The organism is Paenibacillus sp. LHD-38, from assembly GCF_031157315.1.
Classification (GTDB): domain Bacteria; phylum Bacillota; class Bacilli; order Paenibacillales; family Paenibacillaceae; genus Pristimantibacillus.
This window is the reverse complement of sequence record NZ_JAVIFU010000030.1, coordinates 33806-50500: the sequence shown is the minus strand read 5'-3', so window position 1 is coordinate 50500 and position 16695 is coordinate 33806. Positions and strand designations below refer to the sequence as shown.

Sequence of the window (16695 nt, the reverse complement as noted above, 5' to 3'; positions counted from 1 at the left end):
AAAAAAACGGAGGTAGTTAACTATGAAATTTTTTATCGATACTGCAAATCTGGTAGATATCAAAAAAGCATATAAAATTGGAGTTTTGTCCGGCGTAACGACGAATCCATCTTTGGTTGCCAAAGAAGGCGTAAAGTTCGAAGACCGAATTGCTGAGATTTTGCGGGAAGTGCCAGAAGTTGAATCTGTTTCTGCCGAAGTAACGCCTGATGCGATTACAGCCGAAGAAATGATTGCGCAAGCGAATGAACTGATCAAAATCAATAATAGTGACAAAAACATCACCATCAAACTCCCGATGACGTTGGCTGGTTTGGAAGCTTGCCGTTACTTGACTAAAAAAGGCGTGAAAACGAATGTAACGTTGATTTTCACGGTGAACCAAGCTCTCTTGGCAGCTCGCGCAGGAGCTACCTATGTTTCTCCATTCTTGGGCCGCTTGGATGATATTTCGGAAGACGGCGTCCTATTAGTGTCAAAAATCGCTGAATTATTCCGCACGCATAACCTGGACGCGCAAATTATCGCTGCGTCCGTCCGTCACCCGGATCACGTGACTCGCGTAGCAATGGCTGGTGCGCATATTGCAACGATTCCGTTCTCGGTTATCGAACAAATCTCCAAACATCCTCTAACGGATCAAGGGATGGAGAAATTTGCTGCCGATTGGAAAAAAACAGTTTCATAATAATTTTTGAGCGTCAAAAGGCACATCACATATACACAGAAACGCATTCCAACGGAATGCGTTTTTCTTTATATATAAGAATTTATATGTTTTCACATATAAATGTGCTTATATATCTCCGCGAAACGACTGCTTTTGCCACAGAGGACGGCGACAGCCGTTTACGCTTGTGGCAAGAGGAAGTATTGTCATTGCGAATGGGGTGTTCCAGCTCCGGCATTTGCCGCGGAACCAGCTGTTTTTCTATTTTGGTGAATCACTGTGTGAATTGCGCCACTGGGTAGGCGTTACGCCTACAAAGCGCTTAAACACGGTTGCAAAATGCTGGCTTGATTGATAGCCTAAACGATGTGAAATATCCGTTACCGAATCTTGGGATTCCGCAAGCTGACGACAAGCTGCTTTCACGCGAAGCCGCTCGACGTAAGTAACGGGTGGCTCCCCGGAAAATTCCTGAAAGGTCCGATAGAAATGGGAAGTGCTGACGCCGGCGATTGCGGCAAGTTCTTTTACGGATGGACGCCACTCCGGTTCATTGCCCATTTTCGCAACGAGCCCGTTAAATTGGTGCAGCAGATCTGGTGCGATTGCATAGGTGTCAGCGCTAGGCTGAATTAAGGCAAGCAGAATATCAAGAAGGGCGCTGCGCACAGCGGTACTTTGGTGAGGCCCTTCAATAATTAGCGCTTTTTTTAATTTCTTGAATGACTCAACGGGAGGCAGTCCAATTTGCATAACACGAGGCAATCGTGAAAGCGCTTGGTCCATATGTATGCTTTCTTCCGGAGCCAATCGAAGCCAGCCCTCCTGGTGAGGAGCGCTAATGATCAACCACCAAAATTTGCAGGGCTCTATCACGTTGAAGCCACCCCGGTGTTTCTCGCCGGGACGTGAATGGAACAAATCGCCTGCGTGCGTCTCATAAAGTCCGCCTTCTAGCTCCCAGCGCGCTTTTCCCCGCTCAATCAGGACGAATTCATAGCATCCTGGATGTTCATGCTCGTTAAGCGGCAATGCTTTACGCAATTCATCGCTTCCAAGCATGACAAATTCCGGTACGAGACGGATGATTGGATCCATTGCTGTATTGTACGTCCAGCGGGCGCTTCGCGCTAAGGAGTTTTGTTCTTTGTCCAATGAAGCTTGTCTATCCGATTCTGTATGAGGTTTCGCCATGAGGAGTTATCTCCCTTATGTTTCTATATGCGTTCTATGTTTCTTATCCTACTTCGTAATAACAAGAACGTCAAAGGGTACCTGTGAAGGTTAAGATGATGTCAACCACGAATAAGGAGGCATTATCTATGACATTGCAAGCTGAACGTTCTTACCAAATTACGCAGAAGGATAAGGAATTATTTAACAGGGACGGGTATTGGATTAGCCCAAAACTAATTGACGACGAGCAAATTGAGCGGTTGCGCGAAGCGCATAATCGGATTTGGTCAGGAGAATATGACGGCGACGGACTGCCGATGAACCATTTTCGGCTAAGTGACAATCCGGACGCGCTGCGTAAGCTGGACAATGGCTGGTGGATCAATGATGAAATACGTAAAGTCGTAACGGATCCGTTGATCGGCGAACTGTCGGCAGATTTGCTGGAGACAAATGAAATCCGGTTATGGCATGACCAGATCATATTCAAACCGGGTATTGGAGATAAGATTTCCGGTGACGGCAATGTGGGATGGCATCAGGACTACGGCTATTGGCAGTGCTCGGATACGCACGATATGATTACGGTCTGGATCGCTCTTCAGGACACGGACTTGTCGAACGGCGGTATGATGACGATCTTGGGATCCCACAAGTGGGGACTGATTCCAGACAGCGACTCGTTCTTCAATCAAAACCTGGAGGAGCTGAAGCTGAAGCATTCGGGAGACCGTGATTGGGTGGAAGAGCCTTGTATCCTGAAGGCAGGTCAAGCAAGCTTTCATCACGGACTTACTTTCCATGGCTCGGGACCAAACCGTACGAATGATCCCAGGCTGTCCGTCGTAGCGCATGTCATGAAAGGCGGCACCAGCTATCGTGCAGGGATACAACGACATGACAACATCCGTTTGCTGGGCCCGCGTCCTATTCATGGCCAAGCTTTCGCGAACGACTACTTTCCAATTTTATTCAAAAGATAGCAACGAGGCTGCCGGAAGTTTTTCGGCAGCCCTTTTTATGTCTTTGGAACCTTATCGCTCCTGTACCGTCGAACGGATGAATAAACGAATCGATAAAGAAGTGTAGGAATTAATGACGAACTAGAGCTATAATTGAACTAGAAGTCAAACACAGATGATTATTCAACCGTCAGACTTGAAGGAGCTTAAGCAATGAACCTGCCATTATCGCAATCAAAGCAACAAACCGTAAGCTTGAAGAAATTATGGTCTTTTTTTCTGCCGCTGGGTATTTCGGCAAGTTTAGTCACGATTTCACATGTTATCATTAACAGTACATTAAGCAAGGCCGCTGACCCTGAACGCATTATAGCCAGCTATGCGGTTGCGATGAGTCTGCTTGCTATTACTGAACGGCCGGCCGTGCTGCTGAGGCAAACCAGTTCCGCGCTTGTCCGGGATAAACGATCATTTATTTCAACGCTCACGGTTGCGCAGCTTGTGTTTGCCAGCATTATGGTGTTAGGTATGATCATCAGCTATACTCCGCTTGGTACTCTTATTTTTAGGGGCGTGTTCGGAGTCGGTGAAGGCAACGTCCAGGATGTTATTCATGTGTATAAGGTACTGATGTTCGTAAGCTTGTTTTCCGGTATTCGCTGCTTTTACCAAGGCGTTATTATATATAATTTACGGACGAAATGGTTAACGATCGGTATGGCGATTCGGCTGGCAGGTATGTATGCGCTCTCACTCTATTTTATTCATACAGGGGTTACCAGCGGGGCCGTAGGAGCGTTTATTTTCCTATTCGGGATGATCATCGAAGCTGCTGTCAGCTTTTTGGAGGGACGTTTACTGGTCCGAAAGATGCCGGAAAAGCTGGAGAACCATATGATAGAAAAAAAACGGCATGTTTTTATTTTTTACAAGCCATTGCTGTTTTCTTCGTTTATTTCTGTCTGGATCGGACCGGCGATTAATGCGATGCTAGGGAAGACTTGGGATGCTCAGCTGGCCATCGCTTCTTTCGCTATCGCGGCTAGTCTCGTCATGCTGATTAGCAGTTTTTTTAGTTATTTCCATCAGATTGTCATTAATTTCTACCGGATCGACCCGGTTGCAGTCCGAAAATTCGTTCTGATGCTTGGCTTCGTGCCCGCTCTATTGATGGGGTTGATCGCTTACACGCCTGTAGGTGTTTTTTTGCTGGAGCATGTCATTGGCGTGCATGGACGGCTGCAAGCGGAGAGCATCCGGGTGCTGCAGGGCTTTGTGCTGTTTGCTCTCGTTATGCCTTGGCTTGATGTCTTGAACGGACTGGTGCTCGTGCGCGGGCAAACGAAGCTCATTATCGGCTCCCAAATTGCCAATTTGAGCTTTACCTTTACTACGCTGCTCGTGTGTATTGCATTATCGCCTGAATGGAACGGAACGATAGGGGCTTTGGCCCAATCGATCGGTATGGCAGCGGAGCTTATATTTGTTGCGCTGGCGCTGCGATTTATTAAACCATTGGCTCCCGCTTAGCGGTTGTTTCGGGCGGCAGCATCGCTTTTCTTTTCGTGAAAAAAGTCATCGTTACCGGGACACCGGCAGCGATGACTTTTTTTGAAATATAAGAATTTATAAGTTTCACATTTATAAATAAGCTTATATTTCACCGCGAAACGAACTGTTGCCGCCAAAGGACGGCGACAGCGGTTTACGCTTGCTTGCAGTTTGAAGTCAAAAAAACAGCTAAAGAACTTAAAAAGCAATCTCAGTCAAATCTCGGGGCATTTTGAGCAACTCTGTCGAAAGCTATTTGTCACCAAATATAATATTATAAAAGCAGTTTCAAATGGCATAGGCAATCGACGTTGTCTATTTGTAAAGGTGTGAGAGTAATGGATGTATGGAAAATTCCATTATACCAAGCGAAAGTACTGGATGAGTGGATAACAGCCTTTTACCGCGTGCAAGGAATGGAGATGCCTATCGTTGGTTTTCACTCCCATCACGAATATGAGATTTATTATTTTTCTGGAGGGGAGTGCAGGTATTTAATTAATAATCAGATTTATGATTTGCAGCCCGGCGATATCATCTTATTGGACGGCTTGACGTTGCATAAGCCTAATCCGCGTTCCATTCCTACGTATACGAGGAGTATGCTTCATTTTTCGCCCGCTTGGTTGCATGAGTTGTTGACTGTGCTTGGAGCTTTGAAGTTGTTGGACCCCTTTCATAACCTTAACAATTGTTTGCTTCGAACGGGGAATGATGAATCGGGGCAGTTTGTCGAGGGAAGCATCAAGCGGATCGCTGGTTTCTTAGTCCAGATAGACGAAGAGATGAAGCGAACAGGTCAAAAAAATGAGCTGCTTGAAGCGGAATTGAAAATGGAAGTCGTACAATTGCTGCTGGGCATTTACAAAATGGCACAAAAAAAATTCACCCATGTGCGGAAAAAAATGACGGGAAAGGAACAGCATGCCGAAGCGATTTCGGCTTGGCTTAAGGCGCACTACACCGAAAAAATAAGTTTGGATCAATTGGCTGCGGAGTTAAATCTGAGTAAGTATTATGCATCGCATATTTTCAAAGAAACGACCGGTTTTACGGTGATGGAATACGTAATGGGCTGCCGGCTGAATCAGGTTAAATATTTGTTGGAAATAGAGCCTGACCGTTCTCTGACAGAGGTGTCCCGTGCAGCGGGTTTTGAGAGCGTGTCGCATTTTAGCCGGTATTTTAAAGAAAAGATGGGTATCACGCCATCCGCTTACCGTGAAAAAAAACGCGTGCGAATGAGGGACGGCGAGCCTTGAATAACCATCAGGGGTTAAGTCTCTAAATTAAGCACGGTTAATTGAAAGCGGATACAAAACGGTCTAAGCAACAAACCGACTTTTATTATTAATCTACGTGAGGAGAATTCATAATGAAAAAAGTAAGAATGGGAATTATCGGCATAGGTGCGCAAGGCGGGCTTTACGCCGGATTTATAGCAGATGGAAAAGTCAATAACATGGTTATCGGGGCGATATGTGACATTGATCCAGAAAAAAAGGCAATGTGCGTGAATAAGTATCCGGGCATTCCTTTTTATGATAATTACGTGGACATGCTTAACAGCGGCAATGTCGATGCCATTGTTACCTGTGTTCCGCATTATCTTCACCCCGAAATGGGCATCGAGGCGTTAAAGAGAGACATCCACCCGTTGGTGGAAAAACCGGCTGGTGTCTATACTAAACAGGTACAAGAATTGAACGATTTTGCAGCATCCAAACCTGCATTAACCTTTGGCATTGTGTTCAACCAGAGGAGCAATCCGCTTTATCAAAAAGTCAAAGAGATGATTGATCAGGGTGAAATCGGTGAGATACGCCGCACAAACTGGATGATTACAACCTGGTGGAGACCTCAGGGTTACTACGAGCAAAGCGCGTGGAGAGCAACGTGGGGCGGTGAGGGCGGTGGTGTACTCGTAAATCAAGCACCGCATCAATTAGATTTGCTCCAATGGATTTGCGGTATGCCAAAAAAGGTTTATTCCAATGTTAAGTACGGATACCAAAGAAATATCGCTGTCGAAGATGAAGTAACCGCAATGCTCGACTACGGGAATGGCGCTACGGGTGTATTTATTACCTGCACACATGACGTTATTGGCACTGACCGCTTTGAAATATTGGGGGATAAAGGGAAAATTGTCGTTGATGACAGCAAAAAAATTACGATCAAACGACTGATTAAATCAGAGTCTGAAATGAGTTCCACCATGAAATGGGAAGATGTCGTGAAAATATTTATGGGAGAAGGCCTCTCCGAAATATATGAGGAAGAAGTGCTGGAATTCGATAGTGTTTGGGGAGCCCAGCATATTGCTGTCCTGGACAATTTCGCCGCCAATATCATAGACGGCACACCTTTGCTTGCGCCTGGATCCGATGGAATCCATGGTGTGAGGCTGGCGAACGCGATCCATCTGTCAAGCTGGTTAGGCAAAGAAGTAGCTATTCCATTTGATGAAGAGCTATACGCAGCTGAATTAAGCAAGAAGGTGGAAGAAGAAAGAAAAACACCGATTCATAAATAATGCAGCATAAAAGGAGGTCGTAACCACATGGGAAAAGGTAAGATTGGCGTTCAAATGATGATGCTTAAAGGAAAAATTGAAGAGCTAGGCGTTTATGAGACAATGAGAAAGTTAAATGAACTGGGGTACCGGAGTGTTGAAGTATCTCAAATTCCGATGACGGAAGATAACGTAGCTGCGTTTAAACGGGCATCTGAAGATTTCAATATCAAAATTGCCTCACTGTCGGCCGCCCTTGAGCCGATGCTGCCGGGCATGCCTGGCGAAACATTAACCAATGATTTTGAGAAAATGGTGAATGATTGCAAAATCTTGAATTGCAGCTTCTTACGCATCGGTATGCTGCCGTTCCATATCATGGGCGATAAAGAAAAAATAATGGCGTTTATAGGGAAAGCTGAAATGATGGCGGAGAGATTAGCCAAGCATGGCATCGAATTATATTATCATAATCACCATATTGAATTTGCGAAATATGATGGCGAATATTTATTGGATCTGATGAAGAACAACACCTCTAAACTTGGTTTTGAGTTAGATGTCCATTGGATTCAAAGAGCGGGCTTAGACCCGATCACATTGATCAAAGAATACGCGGGCCGTATCTCTTTGCTGCATTTAAAAGATTATCTGGTAGGGCAGATGAATGTGGATGAAGCAGACTTCAAGGATATGCCAAAGTTTTTCCAACGGTTCATTAATGTGATTGAATTTGCGGAAGTCGGCGAAGGAAACCTGGATATGAAAGGAATTATTGAAGCGGGCCTTGCGAGCGGCGCAAAGTATTTTTTAGTGGAGCAGGATGAGCTTTACGGGCGCGATCCCTTTGATTGCTTGAAAATTTCGGGCGACAATTTAAGAGCTATGGGCTATTCCGATTGGTTTTAAAAATCGGTGCGATCTCCCATATAACCTATAAGACCCTAGGATTGTTTACCTAGGGTCTTGCTTTTTTTTGACTTCATCAAGGTATAGAAAAAATATTTTCAAATTCGAAAAATTTGTTGGATGCTTTAGGAACCCTTTTTTGTTCTACTATTACTAACCACAAAAAATTACAAATTTATCTCAATTTAGATCCATGTTTTCCTTCGGAGAAAGCCCTTACAATTAGGATGCGGCTTACTTAAAAGGGGGAAAGAATACATGATTCGCATTTGGAAAGGGATAAGAGCCGGAGCTTTAATGATTGACCGAATCGTAGAGACATTTGCATTAAGCGCATTAGCTGCGATGACATTAATCGTTACGATGCAGGTGCTTACACGGAAAGTGTTTAATTTCGTTTTCTTCTGGTCGGAGGAGGTAACCCTATTGCTTCTTATTTGGTTTTCTATTTTGGGGATTGCGATTGGTTTTCGTGAAAAGCTTCATTTGGCGATGGACTCATTCACCAATCTATTCCCAGCATTATGGAATAAGGTACTCGACAAGATCATTGGAACCTGTACATTTTTGTTCGGGGTGTACCTGATCATTTATGGCTGGGATTTCACTGTTATGATGCATGCCAATACATTTGCGGCGACAAAATGGCCAGTAAGTGTGATGTATGTCGTTATGCCGATCACAGGTATAATGATTTGTTTCTACTCGTTCCTGGATCTAATCGGTGTGAACACAGTTCGTCATAAAGATCTTGGGGAGGCTGGGGGCGAATGACAGCAACAACGATAGCCATCATTATCCTGGCCGCCAGTTTTGTCGGGTTGATCTTGCTCCGTTTTCCTATTTCAATGGTACTCATCTTATCTTCGTTGTTTACTGCTATTTATTTGGACATACCTCTTGCTGTCATTGGCCAGCGAATGGTGCAGGGTATGAATTCGTTTTCATTGTTGGCTATTCCGTTCTTTATTTTAGCGGGACAGATCATGAGTGAAGGTGGAATGGCGCTGCGATTAATAAATCTGGCACAGTTGACCGTTGGTGCTATTCGTGGTGGTTTGGCGATGGTTAATTGTGTGGCATGTATGTTATTCGGTAATATTAGCGGATCAGCCGCTGCCGATGTTTCTTCTGTTGGATCAGTCATGATACCTCAGATGAAGAAGAAGGGCTATGACGCTGATTTTACGGTCGCAGTTACAACATCTGCAGCTATTCAAGGTGTAGTCGTGCCGCCAAGCCACAATTTGATCCTATATGCACTAGCTGCAGGTGGCGTGTCTATCTCAAGCCTGTTTCTTGCTGGTATTGTTCCTGGTCTTGTATTGCTAACCGGATTAATGATTACGTCCTATGTTATAGCAAGGAAGCGAAAGTACCCGAAGGGAGAACCTGTCGCGCTAAAAGAAGTCCCTCGTATCATAAAGGACGGATTTCTTTCGATGATGACAGCAGTTATTATTCTGGGCGGCATATTCTCCGGATGGTTTACAGCGACGGAGTCAGGAGCGTTAGCCTGTGTTTATGCCTTTATCCTAACTTTCTTTGTTTACCGAGATATACCTTTATCGCATATAAAGACTATTTTTCTGAAGACTTTTCGGACGGTAGCAATGGTTCTATTCCTGATCGCAACTTCGAATGCCTTTGCTTGGGTTTTGACCTATTTGAAGATTCCTACACTTATAACAGAAGCGCTCCTGGGTTTCTCTGATAATGCTATCGTGATTCTCTTAATTATTAATGTTCTTCTGCTTATACTGGGTGCACCGCTTGATATGGCCCCACTGATTCTGATCATGACGCCCATTCTTTATCCAGTTGTGACAGCACTAGGTGTGGATCCTGTGCATTTCGGTATTATACTCATCCTTAACTTGGGCATCGGGTTAATCACACCGCCTGTCGGTACGGTGCTGTTTGTCGGTTGTGCAATCGGGAAGGTATCAATCGGGCAAGCCTCAAAGGCGCTCATTCCGTTCTTCTTAGTTATGGTTGCGGTATTGTTATTACTTACGTATGTTCCGGCTATTACAATGTGGCTTCCGAATTTAGTTAATGGATGACGAAGAACAAAATAATACAAATCTACGCTAAGATTATCCCATACCACTCTGAACGCGCTTTCATTATACTGAAAATGCAAAACAATAAAAAGCAATATAAAAAGGGAGGCAAACAAAGATGTTGAGGAACAAAAAGCTAGTTGGTTTATTTTGCTTCATGATTATCGCATTGGTTTTAACTGCATGTGGAGGCGGAAATAATGCCGCTAACAACGAGGGAAACAAGAATGATACCGGTACTGCTGAGGGCACACCTGCTCCTGCTGCTACGGAAGGTCCAAAATACAACTTCCGACTTGCTGAGACGCATCCGGCTGATTACCCAACAACCAAAGGAGATATGAAATTCGCTGAGCTCGTTAAGGAAAAGTCTGATGGACGTATAACCATCGATGTATTCCCATCAGCACAGCTAGGTGAGGAGAAATCAGCTATAGAGCAAGTACAGCTCGGAGCAATCGAGTTTACTCGAGTCAGCAGTTCACCATTGGGAGAATTCAATAAAGAATTTGGAGTATTCAGCTTACCGTATATTTTTGATAATGATGAGCATGTTTGGAAGTTCCTGCTTGGTGATGCGGGAATGAAATTGTTAGACAGCTTGGAATCCTCAAGGTTGAAAGGGTTGGGTTACTATACCTCAGGCGCTCGGAGCTTTTATTCTGAAAAGCCACTTAAAACATTGGAGGATCTGAAAGGTTTGAAAATCCGTGTCCAAGAAAATCAACTGAACATCGCGATGATTGATGCACTTGGAGCGAGTGCAACTCCAATGCCTTATGGCGAGGTATACAGTGCACTGCAAACAGGCGTTATCGATGGTGCTGAAAATAACTACCCTAGTTACTTCTCCAGCAAACACTACGAAGTTGCAAAGAATTATATTCTTGATGGTCATCAACGTGTACCTGAAGTTCTCATGATGTCCAAAACAGCTTGGGACAAATTGTCTCCAGAAGATCAAGCTATTATCAAAGAAGCTGCTCTTGAATCCATAACTTTCCAACGCGAAGAATGGGCCAAGTATGAGAAAGTATCCGAAGAGCAAGTACGTGCAGCAGGTGCAACCATTACTGAAGTTACAGATGTGACACCATGGCAGGAAGCTGTTAAACCAATCATTGACGCTAATCGTGAGCAATATAAAACAATTCTGGATGCGATCGATGCTGCTCGTTAATTAACAAAGCTATTGCAGGAACCTAGCAGCAAAAAACAAACAAAGAGGCTCCAAGTGAGCCTCTTTTTCTAATGAATAACAAATAATTCAATGTACATGAATACAATAAGACGTTATTTTGAAGACAAGATTATAGAAGAAGGTGAACAATGAATGTCGTCCTGGAAAAAGCATTATGAATACATCATTCAGATCATTCTTCTTCGCGATCGGTCACTCATGACAAAATTATTAGTATTCTCAGCGCTATTGGTTGTGTTGCCGATGTTGTTTGTAGGCCTTATTTCTTACCGTCAATCCTCGCAGGTGCTGGAGAGAGAGGCGCGAGATTATAGCTTACAAATTATCGATCAGGTTCAGCTTTATGTGGAGGACTACCTGCGCGACTTTGAAATTAACACACTCAAAATTATTAATCATCCTGACACCGTAAACTTCCTTAAAATGGAGACTCGTGAGGAAGTAGAGAGCAGTGAGATTGTCAAAAGTATACGTAATTTATTGAAGAATTCAGCATATTCACGGTCTGACATTCTCAATATCACGATTATTCTCGACGATATTCAAGTTGTCGATTCTGCCGATGATGCGGATGATGAGTCCGCACTTAATCTTAGGAGTGAATATTGGTATAATACGATCCCTCAAAGCGGTGAGCCCAAAATCATCAGTCGTCTTATCCATTGGAAGCAAGAAGAGTTGGCGGTAATCTCCGTTATGAAGAGAATCGTTAGTCCACAAACCTTGAAACCATTCGGCATGCTGATTATTGATGTGAATTACAAGCGCTTACAGGATGTTGCGTATAGAGTCAAACCAGGTAAGAGCGGTTATCTGTCTATAGTTAATGAACAAGGGCTTTATGTTTATCATCCTAATTTCTCACTAATCGGTCAACAAGCTAATGCCATGGATGTACAAGAGATGCAGCTTAAGAGCAGCGGATCGTTGATATCCGTTGATAAGAGCAAAAATTTATTGACATTCAGCCGCAGTGATATATTGAAATGGTATTTTGTCACTTCTATTCCATATGACGAGCTGATGAGTGGTACGGATTATATAGGGAGAACCATTCTGTTTACAACTATAGGCTTTATGTTGGTTGCTTATGTACTTAGTATTGGATTTGCTGCCAGCTTAGTCAAACCCATCAAACGCTTGCATGAATACATCAAACGTGTAGAAATCGGTGATTTTTCCTGCAAGGTTTCTGTCGATTCCAAAGATGAGATCGGTTTGCTGTCACATGGCTTTAATAAGATGGTGGAGCGGCTTTCCAGACTGCTTGAAGAAATCTATTTCTCTAAATTGAAAGCGACGGAATTGAATCTACGTCAAAAGGATACGGAATTGAAGATGCTTCAAGCACAGATCAATCCACATTTTCTCTATAATTCTTTGGACACGATCCGAGGTATGGCGCTTCTGTACGATAGGGATGAAATTTCTGTAATGGCGGCTTCTCTCGCACGGCTTCTGAGGTATAACGTGAAAGAGGAGGCTCCTCAGGTGACGGTGCGGCAAGAAGTGGAGATCGGAGATATTTATTTGCGAATCCAAAAATTCCGGTTTGAAGAGAAGCTGGATTACCTTGTGGATATACCGGATTGGGCGCTGGATCAAAAGATAGCAAAGTTCACCTTACAGCCCTTAATAGAGAACTGTATCGTTCATGGGCTTGAGCCTCGTTCGGGAACGACGCATATTGTCATAAGTGCCGAAAGATCGCCTGACAATGGAATATTCACTCTTTTGATAACTGATTCCGGACCAGGAATTCACCCAGCTATGCTGTCAGAATTGATTCAAAAACTCGATCTGCGGGAGGGAATCGAATTGACGGGCAAGCACATTGGTCTTATGAATGTACATCGGCGTATTCGTCTTATCCATGGTGATGAATATGGATTATTCATCGTTAGTCAGCCAGGTGAAGGAACAACAGTTGGAATTAATTTGCCTCTACAAGACACTTCAAAGGGAGGTAGTTGAATGCATAGCATCCTAATCGTGGAGGATGAGAGATGGGTACGCACCGCATTAAGAAAGACAATCGAGAAAACCGAGCTTCCCTTTAAAGTCGTTCATGAATTAACGAACGGCATGGAGGCGATTGATTGGCTGAGCCAAAATAATGTAGATATAGTTCTAACGGATATTCGGATGCCGGTGATGGACGGGCTGGCATTAATAGAGGAAATACAGCGGCGCAAGCACATGACACGAGTCGTTATTGTCAGCGGGCATGACGATTTCACTTATGCTCAGCAGGCCATACGGCATGGTGCTTTTGATTATATGCTTAAACCTGTCGAGACAGACAGTATGGCTGCTTGTTTGCAGAAGTGGTTGGAGAAACAGGAGAAGGGGAGAGCTTCGAAGCCAGATCATCAAACTATGGATTTAAATGAAATTTCCCCTATCGAGCGAGTCATCCGGCATATCGATAGCTTATCCGTACCAGATTTGGCAATGACCGAAGCTGCCGCTATGGTGCATTTGAACGCAAGCTATTTCTGCAAGCTGTTCAAACAGCAGACCGGCATTAACTATACAGATTATATGACCAGTATAAGAATGAAGGAAGCAACAAGATTGTTGGAAAAGACATCTCTGCGTATTTCGGAAATTGCTGAACGGCTTGGTTATACGGATTTGGCATATTTTAGCAATACCTTTAAAAAATCAGTGAAAGTGACACCGAGTGAGTATAGGAAAATGAAACCTTAAAGAAACCTTAATCTAACCTTAAAATAATCAAAATAATGCAAAGTATCCCAAAAAAAACACATATATTTAAAGTTTATAAATTTATACAATGTAGACAAGTGTTGAGGAGGAGGATAATACTTTGAGAAGTCCACCAGAAGGAAACAAAGTAAATTAAATCTTTTTGCAAGCGATTACCAATGAAAGATTTTTTTTTAATACAAAATGAAAGCGCTGTATCGAAAGTGGCAATCGAAATACGGAATCGAAAATAATTAAAAATATTTCATTAGAGTGAGGGGACGAAATATGACTTCATTTTCGAAACGTTCTAAAAAGATTGTACAATCTATGCTTGTTTTTTCAATGCTATCTTCTCCTTTTGTTATGATTCAAGCAAGTGCGGATGCCGGCGGCACGACTCAGCCTGTAATCGATGCCCGTGTAAAAAATGTGCTTATGATCGATGGCAAGTCTTATAAAGATTCAAATGGGAACAACGTACTGGACGCTTATGAAAACTGGGAGCTAACTACCGCGGATCGCGTGGCCGATCTCATTCCGCGCATGAGCTTGGCGGAAAAGGCAGGTCTCATGCAGATCACCTCTAATCCTAACGCTACCACCGTCGACGATTTCATCAAGAATCGTAACCTGCGCTACTTCATCCTGCGCGACAACCCTACTGCCTTCAACATAGCCACACGGAACAACACATATCAGCAGATCGCGGAAGGCACGCCGCTGGGTATCCCGATCGTATTTACCTCCAACCCGCGGAACTACATTGCAGAATCTCTCCAGTTCGGCTTCCAAGAGGCCTCTGGACAGTTCTCCATTTGGCCCGGAGCTTTAGGCATGGCGGCAACACAAGACCAAGCCCTTAACCGCGACTTTGCAGAGATCGCCCGCGAAGAGTGGCGCGCGTCCGGCATCCGCAAGATCTACGGCTCCACAGTTGAAGTCGTGACAGAGCCGCGTTGGCGCCGTATCAGTGAATCTTTCGGAGAGAGCCCGGAGCTAAACGCGATGATAGCCACTGAGCTTGTCAAAGGCTTCCAAGGGGAGGAGATCAACAGCGAATCTGTTGTCCATACCGTCAAGCACTTCCCTGGCGACGGACCTGTATTACGAGGTCTGGACCCGCACTTACCGCACGGCAAGTATACGCTCTACCCGACACCTGGAAGCTTATTCCAGTACCAACTTCCGCCGTTCCAGGCTGCAATTGACGCTGGTGCGAACTCGATCATGTCCTTCTATAACGTTCCTAACAACGAGATGAGTGCCGATCAGCTCCCGAAAGATTTGTGGGTTTCTGATACCCAGCAATTCGAGGAGGTGGCGGGCGCCTATAACAAGGCTATTATCACCGACCTGCTGCGGACCAAGATGGGCTTCAAGGGCTACGTGAACAGCGACAGCGGCGTGCTGACTGGCATGGCTTATGGCGTGGAGCACCTATCGATCGAGGAGAAGTTCGCTAAAGCAATCAGAGCCGGCACGAGTATCTTCTCGGACAACAACAATCCAGCAGGACTCATTTCCGCGGTTAGCACGGGCGTGCTCGCTGAAGAAGAGCTCACCCCTCATTTGACGCTTCTGCTTACGGAGATATTCAATCTCGGACTGTTCGAGAACCCGTACGTTGACCCGGATGCGGCCCAGGCGATCGCCGACTCATCTGCAAACCAGGCACGGGCCGACGAGGCTCACCGCAAGTCGGTTACGCTCCTGCGCAACAATGAGGGTATGCTGCCTCTGACCGACGCAGACCTTGCTACTACAAAGCTGTATGTCGAGGTGTTCAACGGTACCAGCAGCGCCGCTCAGACCACTTCACTGAAGGCGCTCATCGCCAAGGAGGATCCATCGGTGAAAATCGTGGACACGCTCGAGGAAGCGACCGCCGCCCTCGTGTGGGTACGTCCGAGAGCATTCGAGTACCCTGACCTCTCCACGGTGGAGATCCAGCTGAACGAGCTCACCCGTGTCGACGTCGCAAAGGTTAAGCAGATCGAGGCTGCTGTTCCGACCGCCCTCGTGATTAACATGACCAATCCGTGGGTTATTAATGAGATCGAGCCCGGCGCTGCGGCGGTCGTGGCGACTTACAACGTCAAGTCTGAAGCCCTGCTCGATGTGCTTCGTGGACGCTTTAACCCTACAGGCAAACTGCCGATCACGATCCCAGCTAACCAAGAAGCAGTATTGAACAACGCACCGGACGTACCAGGCTACGCCGAGGCGTTCGACTACACTTACACTAATGCAGTTGGCGATGACTACACGTTTGGTTTTGGATTATCTTACAATCAAATTGAAACTTCTTTAACTGGAAAAATTGCGGTTATGGAAGGAACCACATTCAGCTTGAATTACGGTTTGAGCAATGTAGCGAAAGGTGCTACCGGGGGCATTGCTGCTCAAGAATTGACACTTAATTTTGATCCAGAGCAATACGAATTTGTTGCTGCAACGCCATTGAAGTTAGGCTTAAACATTGCGAGTCAAAAGCTAATTGAGCCAGGAAAAGTGAAGATTTTGCTCGCTAGCTTAGGATCAGACAATGTGATCAACACAGATGGTGATTTGCTGCGTATCCAACTTAAAGCAAAAACAAATATAGTGTCGCCTAACGCAATTGCATTATCAAACATCGTTGTATCTGACGGTAATGGAGAAACAATGCAACTGCCTAATGCTTCTCGAGGTTACTTTAGCCCCGACTTTAACAATTCCGGCAAGGTGGACATTGGTGATCTCGGCATGATTGCTGTTGCTTATGGAAAAAATTCAGACGGCGCCGATTGGGCTAAGTATGAATTATTCGATCTTAAAGATGATGGTAAAATTGACATTGTCGATATTGCCACGCTAGCAAAACAAATCAACTAATTGTAGAGGCAAGGGGAAGAGTTTAAACTCCTCCCCTTGCTCTTACCGAAAGGGTG

The 16695-nt window shown here is 44.7% G+C and carries 13 protein-coding genes; 12 read left to right on the top strand and 1 reads right to left on the bottom strand.

What is annotated here, in order from left to right; all coding sequences use genetic code 11:
* Positions 1-22 precede the first annotated feature (22 nt).
* Positions 23-688: a fructose-6-phosphate aldolase gene (gene fsa, locus RCO25_RS22660; protein WP_308998398.1), complete on the top strand. Its 666-nt coding sequence runs from the start codon at positions 23-25 to the stop codon at positions 686-688.
* A 243-nt stretch (positions 689-931) separates the two neighbouring features.
* Here fsa and RCO25_RS22655 read toward each other — a convergent pair whose 3' ends face one another.
* Entirely contained in the window at positions 932-1864 is a 933-nt protein-coding gene (locus RCO25_RS22655; protein WP_308998397.1) for a helix-turn-helix transcriptional regulator, read from the bottom strand.
* Positions 1865-1992: 128 nt separating this feature from the next.
* Here RCO25_RS22655 and RCO25_RS22650 point away from each other — a divergent pair, with 128 nt between their 5' ends.
* The 11 genes from RCO25_RS22650 to RCO25_RS22600 all read left to right on the top strand — a co-directional run bounded on the left by RCO25_RS22650 (position 1993) and on the right by RCO25_RS22600 (position 16639).
* The gene (locus RCO25_RS22650; RefSeq protein WP_308998396.1) at positions 1993-2829 is read left to right on the top strand and encodes a phytanoyl-CoA dioxygenase family protein; all 837 of its coding nucleotides are present in this window, start codon (positions 1993-1995) and stop codon (positions 2827-2829) included.
* A 192-nt stretch (positions 2830-3021) separates the two neighbouring features.
* Positions 3022-4338 carry a multi antimicrobial extrusion protein MatE gene (locus tag RCO25_RS22645; protein WP_308998395.1) on the top strand — a complete coding sequence of 439 codons (1317 nt, stop codon included), beginning with the start codon at positions 3022-3024 and terminating at the stop codon, positions 4336-4338.
* A 359-nt stretch (positions 4339-4697) separates the two neighbouring features.
* A complete protein-coding gene (locus RCO25_RS22640; RefSeq protein WP_308998394.1) occupies positions 4698-5621 on the top strand; it encodes an AraC family transcriptional regulator in 924 nt (307 codons plus the stop codon).
* 113 nt (positions 5622-5734) lie between these two features.
* Positions 5735-6895 carry a Gfo/Idh/MocA family protein gene (locus tag RCO25_RS22635; RefSeq protein ID WP_308998393.1) on the top strand — a complete coding sequence of 387 codons (1161 nt, stop codon included), beginning with the start codon at positions 5735-5737 and terminating at the stop codon, positions 6893-6895.
* A 27-nt stretch (positions 6896-6922) separates the two neighbouring features.
* Positions 6923-7783 carry a sugar phosphate isomerase/epimerase family protein gene (locus RCO25_RS22630; protein ID WP_308998392.1) on the top strand — a complete coding sequence of 287 codons (861 nt, stop codon included), beginning with the start codon at positions 6923-6925 and terminating at the stop codon, positions 7781-7783.
* A 258-nt stretch (positions 7784-8041) separates the two neighbouring features.
* Positions 8042-8557: a TRAP transporter small permease gene (locus RCO25_RS22625; RefSeq protein WP_308998391.1), complete on the top strand. Its 516-nt coding sequence runs from the start codon at positions 8042-8044 to the stop codon at positions 8555-8557.
* A complete protein-coding gene (locus tag RCO25_RS22620) occupies positions 8554-9849 on the top strand; it encodes a TRAP transporter large permease (protein ID WP_308998390.1) in 1296 nt (431 codons plus the stop codon). The genes RCO25_RS22625 and RCO25_RS22620 overlap by 4 nt, the downstream gene beginning before the upstream one ends.
* A gap of 118 nt (positions 9850-9967) precedes the next feature.
* Positions 9968-11029, top strand: coding sequence for a TRAP transporter substrate-binding protein (locus RCO25_RS22615; RefSeq protein ID WP_308998389.1), 1062 nt, complete (start codon positions 9968-9970; stop codon positions 11027-11029).
* A gap of 153 nt (positions 11030-11182) precedes the next feature.
* Entirely contained in the window at positions 11183-13024 is a 1842-nt protein-coding gene (locus tag RCO25_RS22610) for a sensor histidine kinase (RefSeq protein WP_308998388.1), read from the top strand.
* Positions 13025-13762 carry a response regulator transcription factor gene (locus tag RCO25_RS22605; RefSeq protein WP_308998387.1) on the top strand — a complete coding sequence of 246 codons (738 nt, stop codon included), beginning with the start codon at positions 13025-13027 and terminating at the stop codon, positions 13760-13762.
* Positions 13763-14050: 288 nt separating this feature from the next.
* Entirely contained in the window at positions 14051-16639 is a 2589-nt protein-coding gene (locus RCO25_RS22600) for a glycoside hydrolase family 3 N-terminal domain-containing protein (protein ID WP_308998386.1), read from the top strand.
* The last annotated feature ends 56 nt before the right edge of the window (positions 16640-16695 follow it).

What these genes read in the sequence shown, in the direction of transcription:
- RCO25_RS22655 (WP_308998397.1), bottom strand. Translation starts at nt 1,864, where the DNA reads ATGGCGAAACCTCATACAGAATCGGATAGACAAGCTTCATTGGACAAA.
- RCO25_RS22610 (WP_308998388.1), top strand. Translation starts at nt 11,183, where the DNA reads ATGTCGTCCTGGAAAAAGCATTATGAATACATCATTCAGATCATTCTT.
- RCO25_RS22605 (WP_308998387.1), top strand. Translation starts at nt 13,025, where the DNA reads ATGCATAGCATCCTAATCGTGGAGGATGAGAGATGGGTACGCACCGCA.
- RCO25_RS22640 (WP_308998394.1), top strand. Translation starts at nt 4,698, where the DNA reads ATGGATGTATGGAAAATTCCATTATACCAAGCGAAAGTACTGGATGAG.
- RCO25_RS22625 (WP_308998391.1), top strand. Translation starts at nt 8,042, where the DNA reads ATGATTCGCATTTGGAAAGGGATAAGAGCCGGAGCTTTAATGATTGAC.
- RCO25_RS22645 (WP_308998395.1), top strand. Translation starts at nt 3,022, where the DNA reads ATGAACCTGCCATTATCGCAATCAAAGCAACAAACCGTAAGCTTGAAG.
- RCO25_RS22620 (WP_308998390.1), top strand. Translation starts at nt 8,554, where the DNA reads ATGACAGCAACAACGATAGCCATCATTATCCTGGCCGCCAGTTTTGTC.
- RCO25_RS22600 (WP_308998386.1), top strand. Translation starts at nt 14,051, where the DNA reads ATGACTTCATTTTCGAAACGTTCTAAAAAGATTGTACAATCTATGCTT.
- RCO25_RS22615 (WP_308998389.1), top strand. Translation starts at nt 9,968, where the DNA reads ATGTTGAGGAACAAAAAGCTAGTTGGTTTATTTTGCTTCATGATTATC.
- RCO25_RS22635 (WP_308998393.1), top strand. Translation starts at nt 5,735, where the DNA reads ATGAAAAAAGTAAGAATGGGAATTATCGGCATAGGTGCGCAAGGCGGG.
- fsa (WP_308998398.1), top strand. Translation starts at nt 23, where the DNA reads ATGAAATTTTTTATCGATACTGCAAATCTGGTAGATATCAAAAAAGCA.
- RCO25_RS22630 (WP_308998392.1), top strand. Translation starts at nt 6,923, where the DNA reads ATGGGAAAAGGTAAGATTGGCGTTCAAATGATGATGCTTAAAGGAAAA.
- RCO25_RS22650 (WP_308998396.1), top strand. Translation starts at nt 1,993, where the DNA reads ATGACATTGCAAGCTGAACGTTCTTACCAAATTACGCAGAAGGATAAG.